Origin of the sequence: Nereida ignava (assembly GCF_001049735.1) — a bacterium.
Classification (GTDB): domain Bacteria; phylum Pseudomonadota; class Alphaproteobacteria; order Rhodobacterales; family Rhodobacteraceae; genus Nereida; species Nereida ignava.
In genome coordinates this window covers 62907-89429 of sequence record NZ_CVPC01000006.1, presented here as the reverse complement: position 1 = coordinate 89429, position 26523 = coordinate 62907, and the positions used below count along the sequence as shown (strand labels likewise).

At 54.1% G+C, this 26523-nt stretch carries 26 protein-coding genes and 1 other RNA gene; 12 read left to right on the top strand and 15 right to left on the bottom strand.

Translation table 11 applies throughout. The features are described from left to right. Positions 1-6: 6 nt before the first annotated feature. The gene (gene clpS / locus NIG5292_RS07450) at positions 7-348 is read right to left on the bottom strand and encodes an ATP-dependent Clp protease adapter ClpS (protein WP_048598896.1); all 342 of its coding nucleotides are present in this window, start codon (positions 346-348) and stop codon (positions 7-9) included. A gap of 375 nt (positions 349-723) precedes the next feature. Here clpS and NIG5292_RS07445 point away from each other — a divergent pair, with 375 nt between their 5' ends. Further along, a complete protein-coding gene (locus tag NIG5292_RS07445) occupies positions 724-2058 on the top strand; it encodes a D-alanyl-D-alanine carboxypeptidase family protein (protein ID WP_074842101.1) in 1335 nt (444 codons plus the stop codon). An 18-nt stretch (positions 2059-2076) separates the two neighbouring features. Here the strand turns inward: NIG5292_RS07445 and NIG5292_RS07440 are convergent, their stop codons facing one another. The 5 genes from NIG5292_RS07440 to NIG5292_RS07420 all read right to left on the bottom strand — a co-directional run bounded on the left by NIG5292_RS07440 (position 2077) and on the right by NIG5292_RS07420 (position 8485). Continuing rightward, the gene (locus tag NIG5292_RS07440; protein WP_048598895.1) at positions 2077-3684 is read right to left on the bottom strand and encodes an ABC transporter ATP-binding protein; all 1608 of its coding nucleotides are present in this window, start codon (positions 3682-3684) and stop codon (positions 2077-2079) included. Beyond that, on the bottom strand, positions 3681-4781 hold the full coding sequence (locus NIG5292_RS07435) for an ABC transporter permease (RefSeq protein WP_048598894.1): 1101 nt from the start codon (positions 4779-4781) through the stop codon (positions 3681-3683). Before NIG5292_RS07435 ends, NIG5292_RS07440 begins: the two co-directional genes overlap by 4 nt. Further along, positions 4778-5860, bottom strand: coding sequence for a microcin C ABC transporter permease YejB (locus tag NIG5292_RS07430; protein ID WP_048598893.1), 1083 nt, complete (start codon positions 5858-5860; stop codon positions 4778-4780). Before NIG5292_RS07430 ends, NIG5292_RS07435 begins: the two co-directional genes overlap by 4 nt. Before the next feature lie 21 nt (positions 5861-5881). Next, on the bottom strand, positions 5882-7795 hold the full coding sequence (locus NIG5292_RS07425; RefSeq protein ID WP_144412753.1) for an extracellular solute-binding protein: 1914 nt from the start codon (positions 7793-7795) through the stop codon (positions 5882-5884). Positions 7796-7975: 180 nt separating this feature from the next. Beyond that, a complete protein-coding gene (locus NIG5292_RS07420; RefSeq protein WP_048598891.1) occupies positions 7976-8485 on the bottom strand; it encodes a c-type cytochrome in 510 nt (169 codons plus the stop codon). 123 nt (positions 8486-8608) lie between these two features. Between NIG5292_RS07420 and NIG5292_RS07415 the strand changes: the two genes are divergently transcribed. Continuing rightward, complete coding sequence (locus tag NIG5292_RS07415; RefSeq protein WP_048598890.1) at positions 8609-9457, top strand: prephenate dehydratase; 849 nt, start codon at positions 8609-8611, stop codon at positions 9455-9457. An 8-nt stretch (positions 9458-9465) separates the two neighbouring features. Here NIG5292_RS07415 and NIG5292_RS07410 read toward each other — a convergent pair whose 3' ends face one another. Together NIG5292_RS07410 and nudC are read right to left on the bottom strand one after the other, a co-directional pair. Beyond that, on the bottom strand, positions 9466-9918 hold the full coding sequence (locus NIG5292_RS07410; RefSeq protein ID WP_048598889.1) for an SRPBCC family protein: 453 nt from the start codon (positions 9916-9918) through the stop codon (positions 9466-9468). Between the two features lie 72 nt (positions 9919-9990). Beyond that, on the bottom strand, positions 9991-10950 hold the full coding sequence (gene nudC, locus NIG5292_RS07405) for an NAD(+) diphosphatase (protein ID WP_048598888.1): 960 nt from the start codon (positions 10948-10950) through the stop codon (positions 9991-9993). Between the two features lie 98 nt (positions 10951-11048). Here nudC and NIG5292_RS07400 point away from each other — a divergent pair, with 98 nt between their 5' ends. The 6 genes from NIG5292_RS07400 (at position 11049) to recR (ending at position 16140) form a co-directional block, all read left to right on the top strand. Further along, complete coding sequence (locus NIG5292_RS07400) at positions 11049-12785, top strand: bifunctional metallophosphatase/5'-nucleotidase (protein WP_048598887.1); 1737 nt, start codon at positions 11049-11051, stop codon at positions 12783-12785. Positions 12786-12826: 41 nt separating this feature from the next. Further along, an RNA gene (gene ffs / locus NIG5292_RS14615) (signal recognition particle sRNA small type) lies at positions 12827-12925 on the top strand. 116 nt (positions 12926-13041) lie between these two features. Then, positions 13042-14802 (top strand): DNA polymerase III subunit gamma/tau, encoded by a 1761-nt coding sequence (locus NIG5292_RS07395; protein WP_048598886.1) that lies wholly within the window; start codon positions 13042-13044, stop codon positions 14800-14802. Then, positions 14778-15203 carry a hypothetical protein gene (locus NIG5292_RS14810; RefSeq protein WP_143081964.1) on the top strand — a complete coding sequence of 142 codons (426 nt, stop codon included), beginning with the start codon at positions 14778-14780 and terminating at the stop codon, positions 15201-15203. Before NIG5292_RS07395 ends, NIG5292_RS14810 begins: the two co-directional genes overlap by 25 nt. Before the next feature lie 2 nt (positions 15204-15205). Then, on the top strand, positions 15206-15541 hold the full coding sequence (locus NIG5292_RS07385) for a YbaB/EbfC family nucleoid-associated protein (protein ID WP_048598884.1): 336 nt from the start codon (positions 15206-15208) through the stop codon (positions 15539-15541). 8 nt (positions 15542-15549) lie between these two features. After that, entirely contained in the window at positions 15550-16140 is a 591-nt protein-coding gene (gene recR / locus NIG5292_RS07380; protein WP_048598883.1) for a recombination mediator RecR, read from the top strand. 86 nt (positions 16141-16226) lie between these two features. Here the strand turns inward: recR and NIG5292_RS07375 are convergent, their stop codons facing one another. Further along, positions 16227-16988, bottom strand: a complete 762-nt coding sequence (locus NIG5292_RS07375; RefSeq protein ID WP_048598882.1) for a DUF1013 domain-containing protein — start codon at positions 16986-16988, stop codon at positions 16227-16229. A gap of 132 nt (positions 16989-17120) precedes the next feature. Here NIG5292_RS07375 and NIG5292_RS07370 point away from each other — a divergent pair, with 132 nt between their 5' ends. Further along, on the top strand, positions 17121-17750 hold the full coding sequence (locus NIG5292_RS07370) for a ribonuclease T2 family protein (protein WP_048598881.1): 630 nt from the start codon (positions 17121-17123) through the stop codon (positions 17748-17750). 54 nt (positions 17751-17804) lie between these two features. Here NIG5292_RS07370 and NIG5292_RS07365 read toward each other — a convergent pair whose 3' ends face one another. Both NIG5292_RS07365 and NIG5292_RS07360 read right to left on the bottom strand, forming a co-directional pair. After that, complete coding sequence (locus NIG5292_RS07365) at positions 17805-18779, bottom strand: NAD(P)H-quinone oxidoreductase (RefSeq protein WP_082136662.1); 975 nt, start codon at positions 18777-18779, stop codon at positions 17805-17807. Between the two features lie 31 nt (positions 18780-18810). Continuing rightward, positions 18811-19515: a COQ9 family protein gene (locus tag NIG5292_RS07360; protein ID WP_048598880.1), complete on the bottom strand. Its 705-nt coding sequence runs from the start codon at positions 19513-19515 to the stop codon at positions 18811-18813. A 111-nt stretch (positions 19516-19626) separates the two neighbouring features. Between NIG5292_RS07360 and rpsU the strand changes: the two genes are divergently transcribed. Then, positions 19627-19833: a 30S ribosomal protein S21 gene (rpsU, locus tag NIG5292_RS07355; protein ID WP_048598879.1), complete on the top strand. Its 207-nt coding sequence runs from the start codon at positions 19627-19629 to the stop codon at positions 19831-19833. A 135-nt stretch (positions 19834-19968) separates the two neighbouring features. On the opposite strand, the gene NIG5292_RS07350 is transcribed toward rpsU, so the two are convergent. Next, the gene (locus NIG5292_RS07350; protein ID WP_267884463.1) at positions 19969-20430 is read right to left on the bottom strand and encodes an Lrp/AsnC family transcriptional regulator; all 462 of its coding nucleotides are present in this window, start codon (positions 20428-20430) and stop codon (positions 19969-19971) included. Positions 20431-20566: 136 nt separating this feature from the next. On the opposite strand from NIG5292_RS07350, the gene ald reads away from it, so the two are divergent. Then, positions 20567-21682 (top strand): alanine dehydrogenase, encoded by a 1116-nt coding sequence (gene ald / locus NIG5292_RS07345; protein WP_048598878.1) that lies wholly within the window; start codon positions 20567-20569, stop codon positions 21680-21682. Positions 21683-21744: 62 nt separating this feature from the next. Here ald and mscL read toward each other — a convergent pair whose 3' ends face one another. Further along, a complete protein-coding gene (mscL, locus tag NIG5292_RS07340; protein WP_048598877.1) occupies positions 21745-22158 on the bottom strand; it encodes a large conductance mechanosensitive channel protein MscL in 414 nt (137 codons plus the stop codon). A gap of 154 nt (positions 22159-22312) precedes the next feature. Between mscL and NIG5292_RS07335 the strand changes: the two genes are divergently transcribed. Further along, complete coding sequence (locus NIG5292_RS07335; RefSeq protein ID WP_082136657.1) at positions 22313-23113, top strand: glutathione S-transferase family protein; 801 nt, start codon at positions 22313-22315, stop codon at positions 23111-23113. On the opposite strand, the gene pheT is transcribed toward NIG5292_RS07335, so the two are convergent. Both pheT and pheS read right to left on the bottom strand, forming a co-directional pair. Further along, positions 23009-25402: a phenylalanine--tRNA ligase subunit beta gene (gene pheT, locus NIG5292_RS07330; RefSeq protein WP_048598876.1), complete on the bottom strand. Its 2394-nt coding sequence runs from the start codon at positions 25400-25402 to the stop codon at positions 23009-23011. The genes NIG5292_RS07335 and pheT overlap by 105 nt on opposite strands. After that, positions 25399-26472: a phenylalanine--tRNA ligase subunit alpha gene (pheS, locus tag NIG5292_RS07325; RefSeq protein WP_048598875.1), complete on the bottom strand. Its 1074-nt coding sequence runs from the start codon at positions 26470-26472 to the stop codon at positions 25399-25401. The genes pheT and pheS overlap by 4 nt, the downstream gene beginning before the upstream one ends. Positions 26473-26523: the final 51 nt, after the last annotated feature.

Sequence of the window (26523 nt, the reverse complement as noted above, 5' to 3'; positions counted from 1 at the left end):
CGGAGCCTATTCCTTTTCCATTGTGCATTGCAGCGGGTGTTGGTAACGCTGCGCGAATTCCATCACATGCGTCACTTTTGTTTCCGCCACCTCGTGACTGAAAACACCCACAACAGCCAGCCCTTTTTTGTGGACGGTCAACATCAATTCAAACGCCTGTGCGTGGTTAAGACCAAAAAACCGTTCAAGCACGTGCACAACAAATTCCATTGGTGTGAAGTCATCATTGAGGATCATCACTTTGTACATCGGTGGCCGCTTTGTCTTTTCACGCGGCTTCGTTGCCAACCCGATGTCGCTATCAGGGCTGTCAGGTTCGTCGTTTGAAAGGTGCCAATTCGCCATCATTACTTTGAAATCCCATGGGCCGTGGTGCGACACACTATATAAAGCCACTGCGCCGTATGAAAAGGGGGCAATCCAAAGCACAGGGCATATACAATAATTTGCCCATCAAAATAGACCTACATGCAAAAGGCTCATGTAGGCGGTGCAGTCAAACACACTACCAAATATTGAGAACCACCTATCGAAAGATAGCAAAACCTATTGAAAATAAGGGGGTTTTCGGATTCGCCAAAAAATGGTAACCAGTTAATAATAAAAAGATCAGTCGGAAAACCGGCGATCAGAGGCAGAGTTTGGCAAGGCAGGTTCCCAGTGTTTTACACCTTTGGGCGCATTTCGCGTATGTTCGCTTTCACACTTGCGTTGGTATGTGTGATGTTAACCCCCGGAATGGGCGTAACAGCCCCTTATGCGGCAATGGTCATTGACGCACGGTCCGGTGAAGTCCTCCACTCCCGCAACGCTGACACCCGCCTTCATCCTGCATCTCTTACAAAAATGATGACGCTTTATGTGGCGTTCGAAGCTGTCCGCAAAGGTGAGATTAGCCTTGATACACGCGTAAAAATATCGCGCAAAGCCGCCGCAGAGCCCCCCTCAAAGATCGGCCTTAAGTCTGGTCAGCGCATTCAATTCCGCTACCTGATCCGCGCGGCAGCCGTAAAGTCAGCCAATGACGCTGCCACTGCAATCGGCGAGGCTATCTCAGGCTCGGAAGCTGCATTTGCGCGCCGCATGACACGCACAGCCAAAGCCTTGGGCATGTCGAAAACCACATTCAAAAACGCGCACGGGTTGACCGAAAGCGGTCACATGTCGACGGCGCGAGATATGACCACAATGGGCCGGCGACTGTTTTATGACTATCCGCAGTACTACAACCTCTTCTCACGCATCACGACAGACGCTGGTATTCGCAAAGTCTCAAACACCAACCGTCGCCTACTTGGCAACTACCGCGGTGCAGATGGCATCAAAACCGGCTATACACGCGCGGCAGGCTTCAACTTGGTGGCAAGTGCTGAACGTGGCAACGAGCGGATCATCGCAACTGTGTTTGGCGGTCGCTCAACCGCAACGCGGAACGCACGCGTCGCCGAATTGCTGGATATGGGCTTTCGCCGCGCACCCACCAATGCGCCTGTTCGAAAGCCCGCGCTGCCAAACTACGTGGCGAGCCTCACTGACGATGACGCGGAGCTAAAGGGCAAGACGATCCGCCTGCACACGGCGGTTAAGAAAAGCCTGCGTCCCGTTGCGCGCAAAGGCGGAGCTAAGCCCGATCAAGAGATGTTGCTGGCCTTAGCAACCACCGTTGAGCAAGCAGTTGCCCAAGCCGTCGACACCAGCGCCAGCGTAAACGTGCAAACCTCACAGCCCATATTGTTGGCGACTGCGACCTCACCCAAACCGCGTGTCAGACCCACAGTGGCACAGCCGAGTGTTGTGACGCGCATTTCCAATTCGGGCGGCACGCGTGACTACGGCATCAATGTCGGTAAGTTCGGCACCAAATACAAAGCGGAACAAGTGTTGTTGCGCACCGCGTTGATGGAAATGAACACGCTTGACGGCTCTCTGCGCAAAGTGATCCGCCGCAGCAATGGGTTTGATGCAAATTTCCTCGGGCTTAACCAACAAACCGCGGCACTTGCCTGTCGGCGCCTAAGAGCGCGCAATGTAGATTGCGAAATTGTCGGCCCAAGCTGACCGAATAAAGCGGCGGATTTAGACCCCCGCGCCTGCAGCGGCCTCAAGATCAAACGCAGCAGCCATAAGTGCCTTGGTATATTCTGATTGTGGGTCATCAAAAATCTGATCGCGCGGCCCCGCCTCAACCACGTCACCGCGCTTCATGACCATCACCTGATGCGATAGCGCACGCACAACTTTCAAATCATGAGAAATGAAGATGTAGGCCAAGCCGTATTTGGCTTGCAGGCCGCGCAGAAGCTCAACGATTTGCACCTGCACAGTCATATCAAGCGCAGATGTAGGCTCGTCCAGAATAACAAGTTTGGGACGTAAAATCATCGCCCGCGCAATGGCAATTCGCTGGCGTTGGCCGCCCGAAAACTCATGGGGGTATCTGTCCATGGTTGCCGGATCCAGCCCGACCTCAGTCATGATTTCGGCGACCATGTCGCGCTTGTTGCGACCTGCTTCGACACCGTGAACCCCAAGGCCCTCCGCGATGATCTGTTCAACAGACATCCGTGGACTCAAACTTCCATAGGGGTCTTGAAAGACAATCTGCATATCGCGGCGCAGTGCGCGCAGCTGACGCTTTTGTAGTTTTGAAATCTCGCGGCCCAAAATGGCGATACGCCCCTCTGACTTGATCAGCCGCATCATCGCCAACGCCAATGTCGTTTTTCCAGAACCAGACTCGCCAACAATTCCAACCGTCTCGCCTGCGCGAACCGATAGGGTTGCAGCGTTCACAGCTTTGACATGCCCCACGGTTCGCCGAAGCAAACCGCGTTCGATTGGAAACCAAATCTTGAGGTTGTCCGTTGTCGCAACCACTGGCGCATCTGCGGGTACGGGATCAGGTACGCCAACGGATTCGGCACTAAGTAGTGTTTGCGTATAGGGATGCCGCGGGGCGTCAAAAATATCTGCGGTCAGCCCATGCTCAACGATTTCACCGTCTTTCATCACACAGACACGGTCTGCAAATTTCCGCACAATTGACAGATCATGCGTGATGAAAAGCATCGACATGCCAAGATCCCGCTTCAGCTCGGCTAACAGCTCAAGAACCTGCGCTTGGATCGTTACATCAAGGGCCGTGGTCGGCTCATCCGCGATCAAAAGCTCCGGCCCATTTGCCAGCGCCATTGCGATCATTACACGCTGACGTTGCCCACCGGACAATTGGTGAGGATAGCTCGACAATCGGCTTTCCGCGTCGTGGATACCAACACGCTCCAGCAGTTCAACCACGCGGGCGCGCGCTGCAACGCCCCGCAGGCCTTGGTGGAGCTCAATTGACTCCGTCAGCTGTTTTTCAAGCGTATGAAGTGGGTTTAGCGATGTCATCGGCTCTTGAAAAATGAAGCTGATATCATTGCCACGCACTTTACGCAGGGCCTTTTCATCAGCCCCCACCATTTGCTGACCGTTATACGTAACGGAGCCTTCGATGTGCGCGTTGCGCCCGAGTAGGTTCACAGTAGAAAGCGCCGTGACCGATTTCCCAGACCCGGATTCCCCCACCAATGCGACGGTCTCGCCTTTACCAACAGCAAAGCTGACACCGCGCACCGCAAGCGCAGATTTACCATCCTGCTGAAAGGACACCCGAAGGTTTTCTACGCTCAAAACGCTCATGCAAAAGTCTTTCTGGGATCGAAGGCATCGCGGACACCCTCAAAAATGAACACCAGCAACGACAACATGATGGCGAAGGTGAAAAAGTTGGTAAACGCGAGCCACGGTGCAAAGAGATTACGCTTTGCCTGCAGTGTCATCTCGCCCAATGACGGCGCAGACGCTGGCAACCCGTACCCCAAAAAGTCGAGCGTTGCCAAACCACCGATCGTGCCTGTGATAATAAAAGGCATCATAGTGAGCGTTGCGATCATCGCGTTGGGAAGCATGTGCCGGAACATGATGGTCCAGTTCGACACACCCAAGGCTTGCGCCGCGCGGACATATTCAAAGTTGCGCGCGCGCAAAAACTCGGCACGCACCAGCCCAACAAGTGCAGGCCAGCCAAACAAAATTACCAAGAAAATCAGCATTCCAATGCTGCGGCCAAAAATAGCGAACATAATAATAATGACGTAAAGCGATGGCGCAGCGCCCCAAATCTCAAGCACACGCTGGAATGTCAGATCAAGCCACCCGCCAAAGAAACCCTGCACGGCACCAGCAATAATGCCGATCGCGCTTGCCACACTAACCACGGCGATTGTGAACAAAATAGACAGGCGGAACCCATAGATCGTGCGCGCTAGAACGTCTCTGGTTCCCTCGTCGGTGCCCAACCAATGGTTGGCATCAGGGGCAGACGGCGCAGGGCCGTCAAGCGTGTTTGGCGTGTCATAGCTGTAGGGAATAACCGGCCAGATCATCCAGCCTTTCTCAAAATCAGGATCAGAGAATGTACCGTTTTCAATCTCTGACATAATCTCAACTGGCGCGTCGAAACAGTCGATGACGCCACCAGAAATAATGAGGCATTTCACCTCATCGTCGCGGTAAATAGCTTCGGTTTTGAAGTCCCCACCAAACTGGGTTTCGGGATAAAAGTTGAAAACGGGCGTGTAATAATCACCACGGTAATTAACCAAAATCGGCTTATCATTTGCAAAGAATTCAGCAAACAGCGACAGCACGAACAGCACCGTAAAAATAACTAACGAATAAAAGGCGCGCCTGTTGTTACGGAAATTGCGCCAGCGGCGTTTGTTCAGCGGGCTCATGTCTTGCGGCTTTCAAAATCGATGCGCGGGTCAACAAGCACATACATCAAATCCGAAATGATACCCATCAAAAGGCCCACAAGACCAAAGACAAACAACGTGCCGAAAATCACTGGATAGTCTCGCGCAACAGCGGCCTCAAACCCCAATCGACCAAGCCCATCGAGCGAGAAAATGACCTCGATGATAAGTGAAGAGCCAAAGAAAATACTGATGAACGCAGCGGGGAAACCTGCGATCACAATAAGCATCGCATTACGGAACACATGGCCGTAAAGGACGCGCGCCTCTGACAAACCTTTGGCTTTTGCAGTGGTGACATATTGCTTGTTGATCTCATCCATAAAGCTGTTTTTGGTCAACAGTGTCAGGGTCGCGAAACTTGCAATTGTGGTGGCGATCACTGGCAAGGTGATATGCCATAGGTAATCTTTGATTTGCTCCAGCAACGTCATGTCGGCAAACCCTTCGGAAGTCAGGCCCCGCAGAGGGAAAATGCGGTAGTACGAGCCACCTGCGAACAAGACCAGCAGCAAAATCGCAAATAAAAAGCCGGGGATGGAATAGGCCACAATGATCGCGCCCGAAGTCCATGTATCAAACGGCGTTCCGTCGCGGACCGCCTTGCGAATACCCAACGGGATCGAGACTACATAAGCGATCAGCGTTGACCAAAGCCCAAGGGTTATCGACACCGGCAGCTTTTCCATCACCAATTCAAAAACGCCAATTGATCGGAAGAAACTCTCGCCAAAATCAAGCCGCATGTAGTTCCACATCATGATCATGAAACGCTCAACGGGCGGCTTATCTAGGCCAAACTGCTGCTCCAGCTCCGCGATGAATTTGGGGTCAAGGCCCCGTGCGCCTTGGTAGGTGTCATCTGCCTCAACGGAGGCACCGCTATCGCCACCGGCACCAGTAATGCCACCCAGAACATCCCCCTCACCTTCAATTTCGGCGATGATTTGTTCCACAGGGCCGCCGGGCACAAACTGCACCAACGCAAAGTTGATCACCATCACCCCCAGTAACGTGGGGATGATCAAAAGCAATCGTCTTAGGATATATGCGCCCATGCTGCTGCGTCTGCTTTCGTCTTAGTTCTGAAACGCGCCGACGGCTTCCAGTTCCGCCGCACGTTCGGCGTTGAACCACCAGAAGTCCAGATGACCAAGCGCCAGCGGGGGTAAAATATCCTCTGGCGGATGCTCGAACATATCGTAATAAGCCACCCAATGTTTGTCGTTGTACCAAGTAGGAATGATGAACAATTCATCGCGCATGACACGGTCAAGGGCACGTGCGGTGGCTACAAATTCCTCTTGGGTTTTGCTGAGTAACATCTTCTCCATGATCGCGTCAGCCGCCTCATTGGCAAAGCCCGCAGGGTTGAACAGGCTTACCGCCGCATCTTCGGACCCAAAACGCTGAGTGTAACCCAACCCCGGGCCATAGCCCGTGGCATAACTGCCGTAGATCATGTCATAGTCGCGATCACGACGGCGCGCCGTAAATTGTGCAGGGTCAACGCGCTCGTAATTAGCATCGACGCCGAGCCGCTTCAGGTTTTCGATGAAGGGCAGCATGATGCGATCAAAGCTGGGATTTCCTTCCAGCAGTGTGAGGGACAAACGCTCGCCGTCTTTGACCAACATGCCACTATCATCCACGGTATAACCCGCCTCCTCCATCAGCTGTGATGCCGCTCTGAGGTTGCGACGATCAAGCTGCCGCTCGCTGGACGTGTGCGGTAGGAAGGCGGGCGTTGTCAGAAGTGACGGATCAATCAGATCACCAAGTGATTGCAACACCTCAAGCTCACGCCCCTCAGGAAGACCACGTGCGGCCATATCGGTATTTTGCCAAAAGCTCTCGCGCTGTGCAAAAAGCCCGTATYGCAGCGTCTCATTGGTCCAGGTGAAGTTGTACATCAGCGCAATCGCCTGACGTACACGCTTGTCTTGGAAGGCGTCTTTGCCGAGGTTAAATACGAAACCGGACGATGTCGGCAGCGCCGTGTTCGGAAGTTCCTTTTTTACAACCCAGTTTTTATCAAGCGCCGGAAAGTCATAAGACGTACCCCAGTTTTTTGAGCTGGTCTCTTGGCGGAACGAAAATGCCCCTGACTTAAAGCCTTCAAACGCGGCGGCCGCGTCACCGAAATATTCAATACGGATGCGGTCAAAATTGTGGCGGCCTTTATTGAGCGGCAGATCGTTGCCCCAATAATCAGGATTGCGCACATAAGTCACTTGGCGCGGGGCGTCAGCACTCTCAAACATATAGGGACCGCTGCCCAGAATGGGGGTCATCGTGCTTTCATCAATCCGTAGATTCTCCGCTTCAAAATAATGTTGCGGTAGCACGGCGTTGGTACCCATTTGACTGATCAGCCCCTCGCGCGGCACCTCTGGGTTGAAGGTATACTTCACAGACAAGGGGCCTACTTTCTCAACGCTGCTCACCATGCGGGCAAGCGCATCGCGGTAAGATGGAAACGCCTGCTCCATTAGTAAATTCCACGTAAATACCGCATCATCCGCTGTCACGGGCTCACCGTCAGAAAACCGCGCCTCGGGGCGGATGTGGAATATCACCCAGTCTTGGCTTTCCGGATATTCCAACCGCTCCGCGAGCAAGCCGTAATCTGTGTTTGGGTCATCAAGCGACGTTTCCATGAAACGCTCAACCATTACCGATGAAAGGGACGCCGGATCACCTTTGCGCGAAAAAGGCATCAGACTGTTGAACGTGCCCACCGCCGCGAACGAGATTTCACCGCCCTTTGGCGCATCAGGGTTCACGTAATCAAAATGCGCAAAATCAGCGGGATACTTGGGGCTACCAAGCGTGGTGAATGTCTGCGCAACAATAACGTTGTCATCGGCCCGAAGCGCTCCCACACAAGCTATCAAGGTTCCCACGCTCAGCACCGATATCGCTACAAACTGGGCAAATCGGTTCGGACGGTTCACGGCAATCGCGCGGCTACGGCTTGATGTGGTTTCCATGGGTCCCTCAAAACTGATCATCGTCTTAGGTTAGATGTGAAGCTAAGGTCGCATTTGTCCAATGTTCAAGGGAATTATGCCGCAGCTAGCGGATATGTGAGGTTTCGTTCGCATAAATAAAAACGGCGCAGAGTTCATCCCTACGCCGCTTTGTATCTGTTAAACTTGATTGAAGGCGCGTTACTCGCCGTTCGTCTGCAAGTAGGCGATCAAAGATGCGCGGTCTTCGATTTTTGACATACCGCGATAGCCCATGATTGTGCCGGGTGCATAGTTCTTGGGGCTTTCCAGGAAGCCGCTCAAGTTCTCTGGCGTCCAGTCGCCTTCCATGCTGGCCAATACGCCTGAGTAGCCGAAACCATCTACAGAGCCTTTGTCGCGACCAACTACATTATACAAATGCGGGCCAGTACCGTTGGCACCGTCTACTTGCTTGTGACACGCGCTACACTGACGCCACAATTTCTTACCCTTGTCGATGTCCGCTGCTGCGAATGCTTCGTCAAAGGAGACTTCTACAACTTCAACTTCTGCTTCGTCTGATTCGACTTCAATCGCGTAAGCCTGCTGCTCATCGCCGTGCTTACCACCGGTGTGGTACATTTCCTCAGCCACCCAAGAGCCAAGCAAAAAAACCAATAGGGAGCCGCACAGCCCGCCCAATACTTTCGTAAATGTCATCGTGTCCATTTTGTCGCGTCCGTCATTTGGCTTTACAATTGGTCCCTATATGCCCTTCCCTGCAAAAAGAGCAAGGTGTAGCAACCGCGACGAAACGCCCTTTTTTACGGATTACACCAAGGACTTCGCGAAATGAGCAGTCAAAAGCCCAAAATTATCGCCTTTCAGGGAGAACTGGGCGCCTACTCTCATGAAGCCTGCGCAGTTGCCCGCCCCGACCATACCCCACTTCCCTGTCGTACGTTTGAGGATGTGATCAAAGCTGTCCGTGAGGGGCGCGCGGATCTGGCGATGCTGCCAGTTGAAAACACCACCTACGGGCGCGTTGCAGACATGCACCGGCTTCTGCCCGCATCGGGCCTGCACATCATTGACGAGGCATTTGTGCGCGTTCGGATCGCGCTTATGGCCCCAAAGGGCACCGTGCTAAGCGATATCAAACTTGTCCGTGCGCACCCTGTTTTGATCCCACAATGTCGCACTTTTCTTATGCAGAACGGCATCGCAGATGAAACCGCAGTAGACAGTGCAGGTGCGGCGGCTGATCTGGCGCGCAACCCAGAGCAAGGCATCGGTGCTTTGGCATCAGAGCTGGCCGCTGAACAATATGACCTTACCGTGCTGGCCCGCGATATTGAGGACGAAGACACAAACACGACCCGCTTTTTGATCATGTCCCGCGAGATGGATCAAAGCCGGCGCGGCGACGGCGTTATGATGACCAGCTTTGTTTTCCGCGTTCGCAACATCCCCGCGGCCCTATACAAAGCCATGGGCGGGTTTGCGACGAACGGCATCAACATGACCAAACTGGAAAGCTACATGGTAAACGGCGAATTTACCGCAACCCAGTTTTACGCCGACATTGAAGGCCATCCAGATGATCAGAACGTCCAACTGGCGATGGATGAGTTGGGCCACTTCACCGATCAAATCACCTTACTTGGTGTCTATCCCGCCGACGCCCGCCGCAACAGCTAAGCGCAGGCTTAGCTACCAGAGTAGGCGTCTTCGATGGTTTCTGCCCAGTCAGAAACCCGATTGGCAAACCGCTTTTGCGCCCGCTGTCTGGCAAGTTTGAACGATTGCAGCAAAACCCGGGCGGTCAGAGTCTTTGCCTTAGCATTTGCGCTGACCACCATCCGCGTGCGGCTGCGTGACAGCGCGACCAACTCCACACTGAAGCTAAATTCCATGCCTTTGATGCGCGCTTCATAGCCCAACTTTTCGTCAGTCACATACTCAACCAACGTACCCTTCAGCTTGCGGTCTTTGCCCCGCAAACGAAATTCAGCAGACCACGTGGTGCCAACGCCGATCTGACCACTGCGCGTCACTTTCGCCCCACGGCGTAAGGCGAGCCGCTCAAGATTGTCGTAATCCGTAAGCCGCGCAAATACAAAAGACGCGGGCGCAGATATATCTTCTTGTGTGCTCAACATCACCGCAAACCTTACTCTTTAAGCATCATCAGGCAGTGTTTTGTGCCACCGCCTGATTAACAATTCGTGCACTCAGTCTAATGTATCCGCCAGCCAATTCTCCAGCAAAAAATGCGCAATTGCCCCTTTGCGCGCGGGGTCAATATCAGCGTGACGGCCCGCAAAGACCTCAGCCATCTCTTCACGGGTCACCCAACGTGCGGCCTCAATCTCAACCGGATCAATCGTAATGTCTATGCTTGTTGCTTTGCCCTGTGCGCCAAACATCAAAGACGCAGGAAAGGGCCAAGGCTGGGACGCTAAATACTCAACCTCACCAACGCGAACCCCAGATTCCTCAAAAACCTCACGGCGCACGGCCGCCTCCAGTGTTTCACCGGGTTCAACGAAACCCGCCAACAAAGAATACATTCGTTCAGGCCAATGGGGCGAGCGGCCAAGCAGTACCGAGTTACCACGCGTAATCAACATAATGACCACCGGATCGGTGCGCGGAAAATGATGCGCTTGGCAAGCGTCACAATTACGCTGCCAACCGCCCGAAGCCATCACGGATGCATGTCCGCATTTGGCACAAAACTGATGGGAAGCGTGCCACGTAAATACTGCCCGTGCAGTTGCCGTAATCTCAGCATCCAGCGGTGATAGTCGCAACATCGCACCACGCAACTCGCAAAATGCGGCACCCTCTGGCGCGTTGGGCGGGACTTGTTCTGACGGGTCAACAAACTGGTTGAGCGTGCTCAAATCCGCATCCTCCGGCTCCCAGCCCGAGACATCAGCCGCAAACAACATCTCACCCTCAGCACCTTGCCCAAGAAAAACCGGCGCTTCGCGTTGCAGCGCAATTAACGGATGCTCAGCACTTACCCAAGCAATGCCCTCAGGCCCCAAAAGCGGCTTTCCCCGCCAAATCAAAAGCACATGATTACTTTGCTGAAACGCCTCGGAAAGCACTTCGGCATTGCGGCGCAATTCTGCGCGCCGTTCAAGCCCACCACCGCCAAATGTCACTGTCTCAGCATGGCGCATGGCCTGCCCTCCCCAAAAATAGTAGGTTACGTCAGTCCCCGGACTGGCCTACCCTGACATCATATTAGTCTACACACATCGCCCAATGGGAAGCCATCGTGAGCGCCAGAGCCTCAAATTCGACAACGCTTGTTGTCCTTGCAACGTCCGACCTCCACGGCGCCCTCACGCCAAAGGATAGCGCGCAAGGCAGCTTAGCAAACCTGTCATCGGTAATTGCATACGAGCGGGCCAAAGTAGCGGTATCGGACGATCAAGTTTTATTGCTTGATAATGGCGATGCATTGCAGGGCAGCGATGTGATGGATTGGTGCGCCACCCCCGATGGCTTGCGTGCCAAGCATCCTGTCATAGCCGCTTTTGCCGAGCTGAAATACGATGCGATCACCCTTGGCAACCACGAGTTTGATTACGGCATGACCGCACTAAGCCAGCGTATCGGTGAGGCCACGCAGCCGGTAGTTTCATGCAATATTGCCGGTGTTGATCAAGTTGTGCCTTGGACGATCCTTAAGCGCGATGTGACATTGCCAAGCGGTAAGACCGAGGAACTACGCATTGGCATCACAGGAGTTTGCCCACCGGAAACCGCCCAATGGAACGCCGCACGCCTACCGGAAACAGTTCAGTTCACACCGATTATGCCAGCCTTGGAGCGAAGTTGCACAGAACTGCGCACCGCCGGTGCAGATGTAGTGATATGTCTTGCACACATTGGTATCACTGCAGACGACACACCCTGCGTTCGACCCGACGGGTCACACATCAACAAGAACGACACTACCTTTGAAGTGCTATCGATGAGTTCCCTTGATGCTGTCATTTTGGGCCACACCCATGTGTCGTTCAAAACAGATGCAAACGCCAAAATTCCCGCTGTACTACCTGCTGCCCACGGTGCTGAACTGGGTAAGCTGACCCTTGATCTGAGCCATGACGGGAAGAGCTGGCAGGTGGGTAAGACAGGCGCCGCGACCCTACCCGCAGCAGCGCAGCCGCAAAAGCTCATAACGCCTGCACTAAACAGTGCGCGACAACAGGCCCAAGACTGGCTGGATGAACCCATCGGACAGAGCGAGATCAGCTTTAACAGCGCCCTCGCGCTGACCATGCCCACACCGCTTAGTAATCTGTTGGGGGATGCGTTGATCGCTGCTGCGGCACCATTTGGCAAAGGTTTTCCGGTTTTAGCAACAGTGCCAATGCTGCGAACCGGCGGTCGTACGAACGCGCTGAACTACACCCATATCGCAGCAGGCACTTTGCGCAGGCGCGATCTTATCGCCGCTTATCCGTTCCAAAGCAGCCTTCAATTAGTGCAGACAACCGCGCAAGCCCTGCGCGATGATTTGCGAAAAGGCGCGCGCATCTACGGCGATCTGACCCAGCAAACGCAGTTGTTCAACACAGACGTTCCACGGTTCACGGCTAACATTGTTCACGGAGCTACCTACCAAATTCACCTTGATGCCGCGCCAGATGCAACCAACCGTGTGAGCCCGCTCAAAATCCAAGGCATCACGCTTGCAAATGATACGCCACTTTTGGTGGCAACCGATGACTACCGCGTACAGACAGGCCAAATCACGGGAACAGTTTGTGAAGGGCCTGAGATGTCGTTGAGACAAACGCTTGAGGCATACCTGACGCACACCACACCTACGCAAGCATCGCACGACGCTCTGCGGCCTGAGGCATGGCATTTAGAAGCCGCTAAGGGATCAAACGCCACGTTCAACGCACCACGTGACACGCCCTTGCCCGCGAACATCCGTCCTACGGCCTGTCAAAGCCGGACACACCCCCAACTCACCACTCTTGAGATGATGTTCTAAGCACCACTTGCACAAAATCGCCCTGCCCCCTATATCGGCCTTGAGAGGTTGGCGCGGGCAAGTGTCTCGCCAACCTGGTCAGGTCCGGAAGGAAGCAGCCACAACGAGCCCCACTTGGGTCGATGTCCAACCTCTCACCTGATCCCCTTCACACTGCGCATTGGTCCCTGATGGCTTAGGCCAAATGATGCGGATTCCCCTGTGGACGTTGCCAGCCCACACCACTAGTCTGAAGCAGTCTATCTATGAGGCTTTGATGACTGACAAACCCGCCTATCAGGTGCTTGCGCGCAAATACCGCCCCGAAACCTTTGCCGACCTTGTTGGCCAAGACGCGATGGTGCGCACGCTCAAAAACGCGTTTGAGGCTGACAGGATCGCTCAGGCCTTCGTGATGACGGGTATTCGCGGCACGGGGAAAACCACCACCGCACGGATTATCGCCAAGGGCATGAACTGCATCGGCACTGATGGCACCAGCGGCCCCACAACCGAGCCATGCGGCGTTTGCGAGCACTGCACAGCGATCATGGAGGGCCGCCACGTTGACGTCATGGAGATGGACGCCGCCTCACGTACTGGCGTCAATGACATCCGTGAAATCATCGAATCTGTCGCCTATCGCGCCGCTTCTGCGCGCTACAAAATATACATCATCGATGAGGTGCACATGCTTAGTACCTCAGCGTTCAACGCCCTGCTGAAAACGCTCGAAGAACCGCCTGCACATGTCAAATTTATCTTTGCCACGACGGAGATCCGCAAAGTCCCAGTCACGGTGTTGTCACGGTGCCAGCGGTTTGACCTGCGCCGCATTGAGCCCGAAGTGCAAATTGCCCTGCTGCGCAAAATCGCCACTGGCGAAGGCGCTGAAATTACCGATGATGCGCTGGCCCTGATCACCCGGGCGGCTGAAGGCTCTGCACGGGACGCCACATCACTATTGGACCAAGCCATCAGCCACGGCGCCGGCGAAACCACCGCCGATCAAGTGCGCGCGATGCTTGGCCTTGCGGACCGTGGGCGCGTTTTAGACTTGTTTGACATGATCCTCAAAGGTGATGCGGCGGGTGCCTTATCCGAAATTTCATCACAATACGCAGACGGCGCAGACCCCATGGCGGTTTTACGCGATTTAGCGGAAATCACCCACTGGACGAGCGTTGTTAAGATCACACCAGACGCTGCAGAGGACCCCACGATCGGCCCAGATGAGCGTGCGCGCGGCCAAGCAATGGCAGCGGCCTTACCGATGCGGGTGCTTACGCGGATGTGGCAGATGCTGCTGAAAGCAATCGAAGAAGTTTCGCAGGCGCCAAACGCGATGATGGCGGCAGAAATGGCAATCATTCGCCTGACACACGTGGCAGACCTTCCGGCGCCGGATGACTTGGTACGCAAACTAAAAGATATGACGCCCCCATCTGCAGCCCCCCAAAGCGGCGGCAACGGACCAGCTAGCGGCGGTGCGCAGATGTCGGGCGGAGCAAATACATCGGCGGTTAGCCACGCTACATCCTCGGCCGCACAAATGGGCGGCACCACCGCAGGCGCAACAGCATTGGCCGTTGATCAAGGTCTTGCACGGTTTGCGACGTTTGAAACCGTGGTTGAACTGATCCGGACCCACCGCGATGTTAAGTTGCTGGTGGATGTGGAAAATGGCGTGCGCCTGATCTCATATCAACCGGGGCGCATCACCTTTGCGCCCACTCCGAACGCACCCACAGATCTGGCCCAAAAACTCGGCAGCCGTTTGCAGGCGTGGACCGGCAACAGATGGGCCATCTCAATCGAGGCAGAGGGCGGCACGGAAACAATCGCTGAAAAGCGTGACGCTGCGGACCTTGCACTGAAAGCAGAAGCCTCAGCGCACCCGCTTGTCCAAGCGGTTTTTGATGCATTCCCAGACGCGAAAATCGTTAACATCAAAACCATGAAAGATCTCGAAACCACCGTCGCCGGTGAAGCACTGGCAGAAGTTGAGGACGAATGGGACCCCTTCGACGAGGACTGATCAGCACTGCAATCTTACTCGGGACAGCACCTCTGGCCGCTTACGCCCAGACCAGCGTGTGCAGCAGTTTGCGACCCAACTGGGACGCGGGCACCACGGCCACCGCAGTGGATGAGTTGGTAGCCCTTATGTCCACGCCCCCTTCGCTTATCTTGCTTGTGGCGACAGCATTGGTGGTCAGGTTGCGTCACCAGTGGGGCGCACTGGTTGTTGTGTTGGCGTGGACTGTTTGGATGTCGACGCTCACGCTCGGCACGCCCGCACCACTGACGCTACAAGCCATGGCGGAAGGCTGCATTGGCAGCTCTTCTCTGTTTATCACCACGGTCATCGCGCTATGTGTCGCGACGATCCTTTACACAACACGCGGGGCCAAAAATCCCCCAACCACGGAGAAATAAAGATGTTCAAAGGCATGGGCGATATGGCCAAAATGATGAAGGCCGCCAAAGATATGCAATCCAAAATGGCCGAGATGCAAGACGACCTTGAAAACGTCACTGTAACGGGCGAAAGCGGTGCGGGTTTGGTCAAAGCGACCGCAACTGCCAAAGGCATTTTGACAGGCCTCGACATTGATCCATCCATCTTTCACCCGGATGAAAAAGAAGTGGTTGAGGACCTGATCCTTGCAGCCATCAAAGACGCACAGGCAAAAGCCGCGCAGAAGTCCCAAGAAGAAATGGGCAAACTGACAGAAGGCCTAGGCCTGCCCGCAGACATGAAGCTGCCGTTCTAAACCCCGCTATGACCCATTCCGCGGATCTTGAAACACTCATCGATATGATGGCCAAACTTCCGGGGTTGGGCCCGCGCTCTGCGCGCCGTGCTGTTCTGCATATGATCAAGAAGAAGTCTCTGCTGCTCAGCCCGCTGGCGGATGTCATGCAAACGGTCGCTGCAACTGCGCGGGAATGTCTGAACTGCGGAAACGTCGGGACGACGGATCTGTGTGAGATTTGCGAGAGTGAAAAACGCGCAAACGGCCAGATTTGCGTGGTAGAGGACGTAGCAGATTTGTGGGCCATGGAACGCTCGCGGGTTTTTAAAGGCCGCTATCACGTGTTGGGCGGCACACTCAGCGCGCTTGACGCCATTGGGCCCGATGAGTTGCGCATTCCACGCTTGCTTGACCGTATCCGAACCGAAGAAATCAGCGAAGTTATTCTGGCCCTGAACGCCACAATCGACGGGCAAACGACGGCGCATTATATCGCTGATCAATTGCCTGATCTTGAGGTCACTTCATTGGCCCAAGGTGTGCCGATTGGCGGTGAGTTGGACTATCTGGATGACGGCACGATCAGCGCGGCGCTCAACGCCCGCAAATCTTTCTGAAGCCCTAAGGTAGACACAAATGAAAAACGGCGGCGCCTTTCCTCAAGGCGCCGCCGTTTTTCATTTCTTCTGAGCAAACTCGTATATTACGCGTTGTCGTCCTCGTCAGCATCAGCTTCTGCATCAGGTGCTGGTGACTTGAACAAACTCTCTGCGTCATACTGCGGCTCTGCTTCTTCGGGCTCAGGCGTGCTGTCACCAAGCGTGAAGGCCTCAAGACCAGCAATAGAGCTTGGCATCTTGGGCTCTTCGACACCCAAAGACTGCTCTGTGCTTACCAACTTACGGCGCTCATCATCAGACATGACACCGCCTTCTTTGGCCTTTTTCGCATTTGCCTTTTGAACAGCTGTGTCCAATTCAGACTGCTTACACAGACCAAGCGCTACTGGATCAATCGGCTGAATGTTTTGGATGTTCCAGTGGGTGCGCTCACGGATAGCTTGGATCGTTGGCTTGGTTGTGCCGACCAGTTTGCCGATCTGACCATCAGACAGCTCTGGGTGGAACTTAACCAACCAGTAGATCGACGCAGGACGGTCCTGACGCTTTGACAGTGGTGTGTAGCGCGGGCCGCGGCGCTTTTCTTCACCCACAGCAGCCTGATAGAACTTCAGCTTGAGTGAGTGTAGCGGATTCTTTTCCGCTGCTTCAATCTCTTCGGCTGTCAGCTGGTTATTGGCGACGGGGTCAAACCCCTTCACGCCAGCCGCAACATCCCCATCAGCAATACCTTGGACTTCCAACTCATGCAGGCCACAGAAATCTGCGATCTGCTTGAAGGTCATCGTGGTGTTGTCACACAGCCAAACAGCTGTTGCTTTTGCCATAATCGGTTTGCCAGACATAAGATGTCTCCTTTCATTAAACGTGCCTTCCCCGCGACCTTAAATCGGTCTGCCCTCGTTCGGGCGGGTTCACATTGTCGGGGAACTTGCATGACCGTATAAGGACACCAGTACGGTTTGGGAAGTGTAAACATGCGTTGGTTATTTGCTCTACTGATATCAAGCTCAATCGCCCAAGCGGCGGGCGAGAAATCTGGTGATTTTAATTACTACGTGCTGGCCTTGTCATGGTCGCCTACGTGGTGCGCGCTTGAGGGTGACGCGCGAGGCTCAGCGCAATGCGCAGATAACGCAAATTTTGGGTGGGTTCTGCACGGGCTCTGGCCGCAATACAACAAAGGCTGGCCGTCTTACTGCCCCACCCCAGAACGTGCCGCATCCCGCGCGCAAACTGCCGAAATGGCTGATATCATGGGCACAGCGGGTTCCGCTTGGCATCAATGGAAGAAACACGGCACCTGTTCAGGGCTGTCTGCGGCGCGCTATTTTGGTACCGCCCGTACAGCCTACGGGCAGATCAACCGGCCCGAAGTTTTCCGCAAACTAGACCGTGCTGTTGGGGTCCCCACACAAGTGATCGAAGAGGCTTTCATAAAGACGAACCCAACGTTGGCGCCCGATATGATCACAGTCACCTGCAAATCTACGCGCATCCAAGAAGTGCGCGTTTGCCTGTCAAAGGATCTGACGCCAGTCACGTGCGGTTCAGACGTGCGGCGTGACTGTACATTGGACGATGCCCTTTTGGACCCAATCCGTTAAGCCATTGCGGGCGCGATACGGACACTTGGGGCTCTCGCCACCCAAAAGGCTGGCCTAGCCACTCACTTTCAGAACAATTTTACCAATGTGTTCGCTGCTTTCCATACGTGCGTGGGCCTTGGCCGCGTCTGCAAGTGCGAACTCACTGTCCATCACCACTTTGACACGGCCTGCTTCAAGCATGGGCCACACCGTATCACACAGCTCTGTTGCGATCTGCGCCTTAGCCAAATCAGACTGTGGGCGCAGCGTTGATCCCGTGATCGACAGCCGCCGCATCATCACGTGAGCAAAGTTCAGAGCCACTTTTGGGCCCTGCAAAAAAGCAATCTGAATAAGCCGCCCATCATCTGCCAAGGCACTGATATTGCGCGGGATGTAATCACCACCAACCATATCAAGGATCATATTCGCACGGCCGTTTTCTTTAAGAATGGCCACGAAGTCTTCGTCGCGGTAATTGATCGCTCGCTCGGCCCCGAGACCTTCGCACACGGCGCATTTTTCGGCCGTTCCAGCAGTTGCAAAAACCCGCGCACCCGCGGCATTGGCAAGCTGAATGGCCGTCGTACCAATGCCACTTGACCCACCATGAACAAGCACCCGCTCACCCGCCTTAAGCCCGCCGCGCATGAACATATTGGACCAAACGGTAAAGTAGTTTTCTGGCAGACAGGCCGCCTGCATTAACTCAGTACAGGCAGGAACAGGCAAACAGTGCGCCGCGGGTGTCGCCACAAATTCTGCATAGCCACCACCGGGCAGCAAAGCGCAGACCATCTCACCAACGGCAGGCCACACAACGCCGGCACCAACCTCAACAACCTCGCCAGACGCTTCAAGGCCTGGCAGATCGCTAGCACCTTTTGGTGGCGCATAAGACCCCGCACGCTGCAGCGCATCAGGCCGGTTTACCCCCGCATAGGCAACTTTGATCACTACCTCACCGTGCCCCGCGCGCGGCATAGGACGCTCGCATAGCTGCAACACTTCTGGGCCACCCGCTTGGGTAATCTCAACTGCCTTCATCATCCGCGCATCCATTTGTTCTGTCTGTGGCTTAGCTTTGATCGCCGCGCCACATACCCGGTAAATCGGTAGGCGGGGCGAATTGTGTTGGCGCTTTGATTTGGCTCATCAACCAGTTCGGCCCCGCCATGAGTTTGGACAAAGCAGGGTTTGAGTTCATCTGCGCTTTGACTTTTTCAAACTGCATCACGTTTTCAATACGACGATCGATGAAATCCCAAGTGGCCTGCGTGTCGGTGCTGTCATCACCCAGCCAATACAACACCGTCGAGGCATAAACACCGGACAAGGTCGCCCGCTTTGTATACCAATTTACGTCCTCAGAGGTATCACCCAACACAGTCCAAATCGCATCTGCAGTACCCCAGATCAACTTGGCACCATCAGCGGCCAGATGTGGCAGTGCAAAAAGAGTCGTGCCCCGCTGTACCGCCTCTTTATCCATAATCAATTCAAATCGGGTACGCAGCGCAAACGCGACTTTCTGGCGGAACTTCATCTCAGTCAGATCTGCTGCTTTGACGGCTGCGATCATCGCCTCGTCACCGCGTTTGTGAAACGCAATCGCCAGATCAATCGCCCCGCGTGGACACACAGATTTGGCCAAACCAATGTCCATGCCCGAATCGCGCACAGCCGCTTTGAAAGTGGCATCGGACCACCCATCAAAAGCAACATGCATCAATGCAGCTTCAAGAAGTTCTTGCTTTGCAATGTCATAAGGGGCGGCAGGCATCAGGCTTCTCCTTCTCAATAGGGGTATACTAGACACATAGGGCGCCGGTTGCTATACGGCCAATTCCTGCAATTCCATGCAACTTCAAACTAGAAAGGTGGTGAAAACCACATGCAGGTTAGTGTTCGCGACAACAATGTTGAACAAGCCCTCCGAGCTCTGAAAAAGAAGCTCCAGCGTGAAGGTGTTTTTCGTGAAATGAAGCTAAAGCAACATTTCGAAAAACCTTCCGTGAAAAAAGCGCGCGAGAATGATGAAGCTATCCGTCGTGCCCGTAAATTGGCACGTAAGAAAGCACAGCGCGAAGGTATGCTCTAAGAGCTGCTCAGCACGCAACGCAAAAGAATTAAGCCCTCGCAAAGTAATTTGCGGGGGTTTTATTTTAGGTGATTTCCACAGCGTGCGTAGTATGGCACAGCCCGAAAGGACCACGGCCCTCATTCCGCAAACAGGTTAAACGGGAAGCGCTGTTGTTTTGAAAACTGTGCGTAGCGCAAAGCTTGATTGCATGGTTTGCACACCTGGCAAACGCGCAAGGTAGCGGCGGTGAATGGCTGCAAAATCATCCGTATCAGACGCCACGACCTTAAGCAGGTAATCCGCGCTACCAGCCATCAAATGACACTCAAGAACATTGGGAATACGCGCCACAGCCTTTTCGAAGCCATCAAGCACCTCATCCGCTTGGGTCGACAGAGTAATCTCGACGAAAACAGTCGTCGGCAAACCGATTTTACGGGGATCAACCATCGCTACGTAATTGCGAATAAAGCCGTCATTCTCTAAGCGTTGCACACGCCTATGGCACGCAGATGCTGACAGGTTCACCGCATCAGACAATTCAGCGTTGGACATGCGCCCAGACTTCTGTAGCACCTTCAGAATACGGCAATCGGTGTCATCAAGTGGCGTCAATTCGAATATCCTCCGCAGTAATTTGAAATTAGTAGAATATTCTTGCGTTAAGCGCCATATCAACCAGTCAATTAAGTGAGAAAATGCGCGTATTCTAGGCGAACGTCCCTTCAAATAGTTAACAGGAGGGAACATCATGAAACTGGGATGTCCAAAAGAAATTAAGCCACAAGAGTTCCGCGTTGGGATGACCCCCAATGCCGCCGCCGAAGCGGTCTTGCGCGGCCATAGCGTTGTCATCGAAAAAGGCGCGGGCCTTGGTGCAGGCTTTGCCGACAGCGATTACGAAACAGCTGGTGCTACCATGCTGGACACCGCGGCAGAGATTTTTGCCACTGCCGACATGATCGTGAAAGTGAAAGAGCCCCAAGCCGCAGAGCGCAAAATGCTGCGTGAAGGACAGTTGCTGTTCACTTACTTGCACCTTGCGCCCGATCCCGAGCAGACCAAAGATTTGCTGGCGTCCGGCGCGACCTGCATCGCGTACGAAACGGTAACAGATGACCGTGGCGGCCTTCCTTTGCTGGCCCCGATGTCCGAAGTCGCAGGCCGCTTGGCCCCGCAAGTAGGTGCATGGACACTGCAAAAAGCAAACGGTGGGCGCGGTGTGCTTATGGGCGGCGTACCTGGCGTTGGCCCTGCAAAAGTAGTTGTCATTGGCGGCGGTGTCGTCGGCACACATGCGGCAAAAATTGCCGCTGGAATGGGCGCAGATGTGACCGTTCTGGACCGTTCTCTGCCTCGTTTGCGTTATTTGGATGACGTCTTTGGCGGCAGCTTCAAAAACGGCTATGCCAGTGCGGGCAACACTGCAGAATTGGTACAACAAGCGGACATGGTCATTGGTGCAGTCCTAATTCCCGGTGCGGCTGCTCCGAAACTGGTCAGCCGTGCGCAGCTTTCTGAAATGAAGCCGGGGGCGGCCCTTGTGGATGTGGCCATTGACCAAGGTGGATGTTTTGAAACATCCAAAGCCACCACACACCAAGATCCAATCTATGATGTGGATGGGATCATGCACTATTGCGTTGCGAACATGCCTGGCGCTGTTGCGCGCACGTCGACCATTGCCCTTGGTAACGCGACAATGCCCTTCATACTGGCACTTGCGGACAAGGGGTGGAAGCAGGCCTGCATTGATGATCCGCACCTTGCAAACGGGCTAAATGTACATGACGGCAAGCTAACCTATTTTGCTGTGGGCAAGGCTCTTGGCATTGATGTCACGTCAACATCCGTCATCCTGAAGTAAAAGGAAGGCCCGCCAATAAGCCGGCGGGCCCTCCCCACACTACACGATGGCGCGTAATCAATTTACTTTTTCAACGCGTCACGAATTTCCATCAGCAGCTCTTCTTGGGTCGGCCCTTTGGGCGCAGGAGGGGCTGCTGGTGCTTCTTTCTTTTTCATCGAGTTTACAGATTTAACCAGCATGAACACGACAAAAGCGATGATCAGGAAATTGATGATCGCCATGATAAAACGGCCATAAGCGAAGACCGCCGCACCTGCCTCTTCCGCCTCAGCCATGGACGCGTACTCGCCTTCGCCAAGCAACGCGTACATGCCGCTGAAATCAACGCCGCCCATAAACAAGCTGATAATTGGGTTGATCAAATCTGACACAAGACTGCCCACAATGGCCGTAAAGGCCGCACCAATGATGATGCCGACGGCCATATCCATGACGTTGCCCTTGGCGATGAAGTCTTTGAATTCTTTTAACATATTTTGGTTCCCTCGTTACTTACACACACGCCGCAAACACTACTTGGCGCGCCTACGCACAGTGTTAACGCGTGATGAACACAATACTATTCCTTTTTTCCGCAGACTTAGCGCCTATGTTCAAAACAGGTTAACGCGATGAAAGGATCACGCCATGACGTTTCCAGATGATTTCAAGATTAATGAGAAATGGCCCGCCAAAGACCCAAGTGTGTTGCAGCTTTATTCGTTTCCGACACCAAACGGCGTTAAAGTGTCGATCGCGCTGGAAGAAATGGGCATCCCATACGAGGCGCACACAGTGACTTTGGCCGATGCAGATGTGCGCAGCCCTGAGTTTTTGTCTTTAAATCCTAACAACAAAATTCCAGCCATTATCGACCCAACCGCACCTGATGGCCCGATTGGGATGTTCGAAAGCGGTGCGATCCTAGTGTATCTTGCGGATAAGACAGGACAGTTTATCGGAACGAACGCAGCTGAGCGCGCAGAAGTGATGACGTGGCTTATGTGGCAAATGGGTGGCCTTGGCCCGATGTTTGGACAGATGGGTTTTTTCCACAAATTTGCAGGCTCTGAGATTGAAGACCCACGCCCCAAGCAACGCTACCTAGATGAAAGTAAGCGATTGTTAACTGTCTTGGACGGGCATCTTGAAGGACGCGATTGGGTAGCTGGTGATTACTCAACCGCCGATATGGCGATTGCGCCTTGGCTTCGGGCACTTGATTTTTATGGCACCAAAGAACTGCTAGGTTTTGATGGCTTCAAGAATGTTTCAGCATATTTGGATCGCTTTCTGACCCGTGACGCGGTTCAGGGCGGCCTTTCATTTCTAAGCAAAGCAGTCTTAACCCCGCAGCTCACCACCTGTTGCTTTGCTTACTTTTTCGATGATCTTGGCGCCCACGGCTTCAATATCTTTTTCAGTCAACGTGGCATCGCTCGGCTGTAAGCGGACAGTGATCGCAAGGCTTTTGCGCCCCTCACCAAGGCTGCCGCCAATAAACTCGTCAAAGACGCGCACATCGGAAATCAGTGCTTTGTCAGCACCCGCTGCCGCATTTACCAAGGTCAACGCCTCAACATCCGCATCCACGACAAACGCAAAATCGCGTTCAACAGCCTGCAAGTCTGTCGCCTTCAGAGCAGGACGCGTGGCAGATGATTTACGCGGAAGCGGGATTTCGGCGGGGAAAATCGTGAAGGCCATCGCCGGACCCTTAATGCCCATCGCCGCCAGAATTTTGGGGTGTAGCTCACCAAAAACGCCAAGCACCTTCTTTGGACCAAGACAGATTTGGCCATGCCGCCCAGGGTGCCACCAATCAGAGCCACCGCGCATGATTTGCACTTTGGCCGGAGCCCCCATAGAGGCCAGAACCGCCTCAATATCCGCTTTTACGTCATAAACATCGACAGGGTGCATTTCACCGTGGACATCTTTTGGACCGGTTCGCCCAACAAGAATACCTGCCACCTGATCGTGCTGCTCGCCCGGCTCACCACCGTGCCATGCAGGGCCCGCCTCAAAAAGGCTTACGTCCATAAACCCACGCGCTTGGTTACGGGCTGCAGCCTGCAGAAGACCAGGCAGCAAGTTGGGACGCATATGGCTCATTTCAGAGCTGATCGGGTTTGCAAGCATTGTCGCATCCGTACCACCACCAAAAAGCTCAGCCGCCTTTTGGTCGATGAAGCTATAGGTAACAGCCTCGTTGTACCCCAAAGCAGCGGTAGTGCGGCGCGCTGTTGTCAGACGCTTTTGCATCGGTGTCAGTACAGGCTTTGCAATGCCCGCCATACGCGGAAGCGGCTTACCGACAAGCTTTGTCAGCGACGCAATCCGCGCAACTTCCTCGACTAGATCCGCCTCACCCTGAACGTCAGGACGCCATGACGGCACATTGGCTTGATCACCGTCCAACACAAATCCCAGATCAGTTAGGGTTTGACGCTGTGTCTGCGCTGGAATTTCCATCCCAACAAGAGACACCACACGATCAGTGTCCAGCTTATAGGCACGCGCCGTGTCAGGCACAGCACCCGCGGTTACAACTTCGCTCGCTTCACCGCCTGCATGATCAACGATCATACGCACAGCGTGCTCGAGACCTTCGGGTGTAAAGGCAGGATCAATGCCACGCTCAAACCGGTAGCGCGCATCAGAATTGATTTTAAGCGCACGGCCCGCGTAAGCGATTTGTACAGGGTTCCAGTAAGCGCTTTCGACAAAGACGTTAACGGTTTCATCCGTACAGCCTGTCTCAAGCCCGCCCATGATACCGGCGATGCTTTGCACACCGTTGTCATCGGAAATTGCCATTTGACCAGCGGAAAGCGTGTAGGTCTTATCATCAAGGGCAACGATCTCTTCACCGCCTACAGCGCGGTGCACCCGTAGATTTCCCGCGACTTTATCAGCATCAAAAACGTGCAGCGGGCGGTTCAGATCATACGTAAACCAGTTGGTCACATCGACCAAGAAACTGATCGGGCGCAGGCCAATCGCACGCAGCTGATCTTGTAGCCATTGCGGGGACGGACCATTTTTGACGCCTTTAATCAAGCGACCACAGAACACAGGGCACCCATCTAGCGTATCGTCATCGATACTCACACCAATCGCGCTTGCACCATTTTCTGGAACGGCAGTGACATCGCGAGCCTTCAACGTGCCAAGACCGCGCGCCGCCAAATCACGCGCAATGCCGCGTACGCCCAATGCGTCCGGACGGTTTGGTGTGATCGCAATTTCGATGACCGGATCCACTTTGGCTGGATCATGCTCAGCAAGATAATCCGCAAAACTCTGGCCAATTTCACCGGATGGCAATTCAATGATACCATCGTGCTCGTCGGACAGTTCCATCTCACGCTCGGACGCCATCATGCCGAAGCTTTCGATGCCACGGATTTTGCCAACGCCAATAGTAGTATCAATGCCAGGCACGTAAACGCCGGGTTTGGCCACGACGACGGTAATGCCTTCTCGCGCATTTGGCGCACCACAAATGATTTGCTTTTCACCCTCATCGGTTTGCACCTGACACACACGCAGTTTGTCTGCATCCGGGTGCTTCACCGCAGAGTTGACGTAGCCAATGGTAAAGGGGCGTAGCTTTTCGATCGGGTTCTCAATACCCTCAACCTCAAGACCAAGATCGGTCAGCGCATCTGCAATCTCATCAACAGACGCGTCAGTTTGAAGGTGCGATTTCAGCCATGACAGAGTGAATTTCATCGTGTCAGCCCTCCTGCAAGATTTGGTTGATCGAGCGATGCAAATCCGTAGTGACGCAACCAACGCAGATCACTGTCAAAGAACGCACGCAGGTCTGGAATGCCGTATTTCAGCATCGCGATGCGGTCTATACCAACACCAAACGCAAAGCCTTGGTACACGTCCGGATCAATGCCACCCGCAGCAATTACCTTGGGGTGCACCATGCCTGAACCAAGGATTTCGAGCCAATCATCCCCTTCACCCACTTTAAGCGTGCCACCCTCCCATGAGCAGCGAATGTCCACTTCTGCGGATGGCTCTGTGAACGGGAAGTGGGACGCGCGGAACCGAAGCTCAACGTCGTCGACCTCAAAGAATGCCTTCACGAACTCTTCAAGAACCCACTTGAGGTTGGCCATTGAGATGTTCTTATCAAGCGCCAAACCTTCGACTTGGTGGAACATGGGCGTATGGGTTTGGTCATAATCAGCGCGGTAAACACGACCCGGACAGATTACGCGGATCGGTGCACCATTGGCTTCCATGCTACGAATTTGCACCGGGCTGGTGTGGGTACGCAACACGTGCGGCGGGCGATCATCGCCCTCGGCACGGTGAGTGTAAAAAGTGTCCATCTCGGCGCGCGCAGGGTGGTGCCCCGGGATATTGAGCGCATCAAAGTTGTACCAATCGCTCTCGATCTGGGGGCCTTCTGCAACGGAAAAGCCCATGTCGGCGAAAATTGCGGTGACTTCTTCCCAGACCTGACTGATCGGGTGCAACGTACCTGCAGGACGTCCACGCGACGGCAATGTCACGTCCAGCCACTCGGTACGCAAACGTTCATTAAGAACCGCATCTTCAAGCGCTTCTTTTTTGGCAGCCAACGCAGAATTAATTTCGTTTTTCAGTGCGTTCAACATCGGTCCAGCTTCTTGCCGCTGCTCCGGTGTCATTTTACCCAATTCACGCATCTGAAGGCTGATTTCGCCTTTTTTGCCAACGGCTTGCACACGCAAATCTTCCAGAACCGCAGCATCCTGCGCCTCCGCGATCAGGCTAAGGTATTTGGTACGTAGATCGGTCAAGAGATACTCCGTTTGCAATGCGTTGCGTCGTTTTCAATTCGTTAGCGGCGT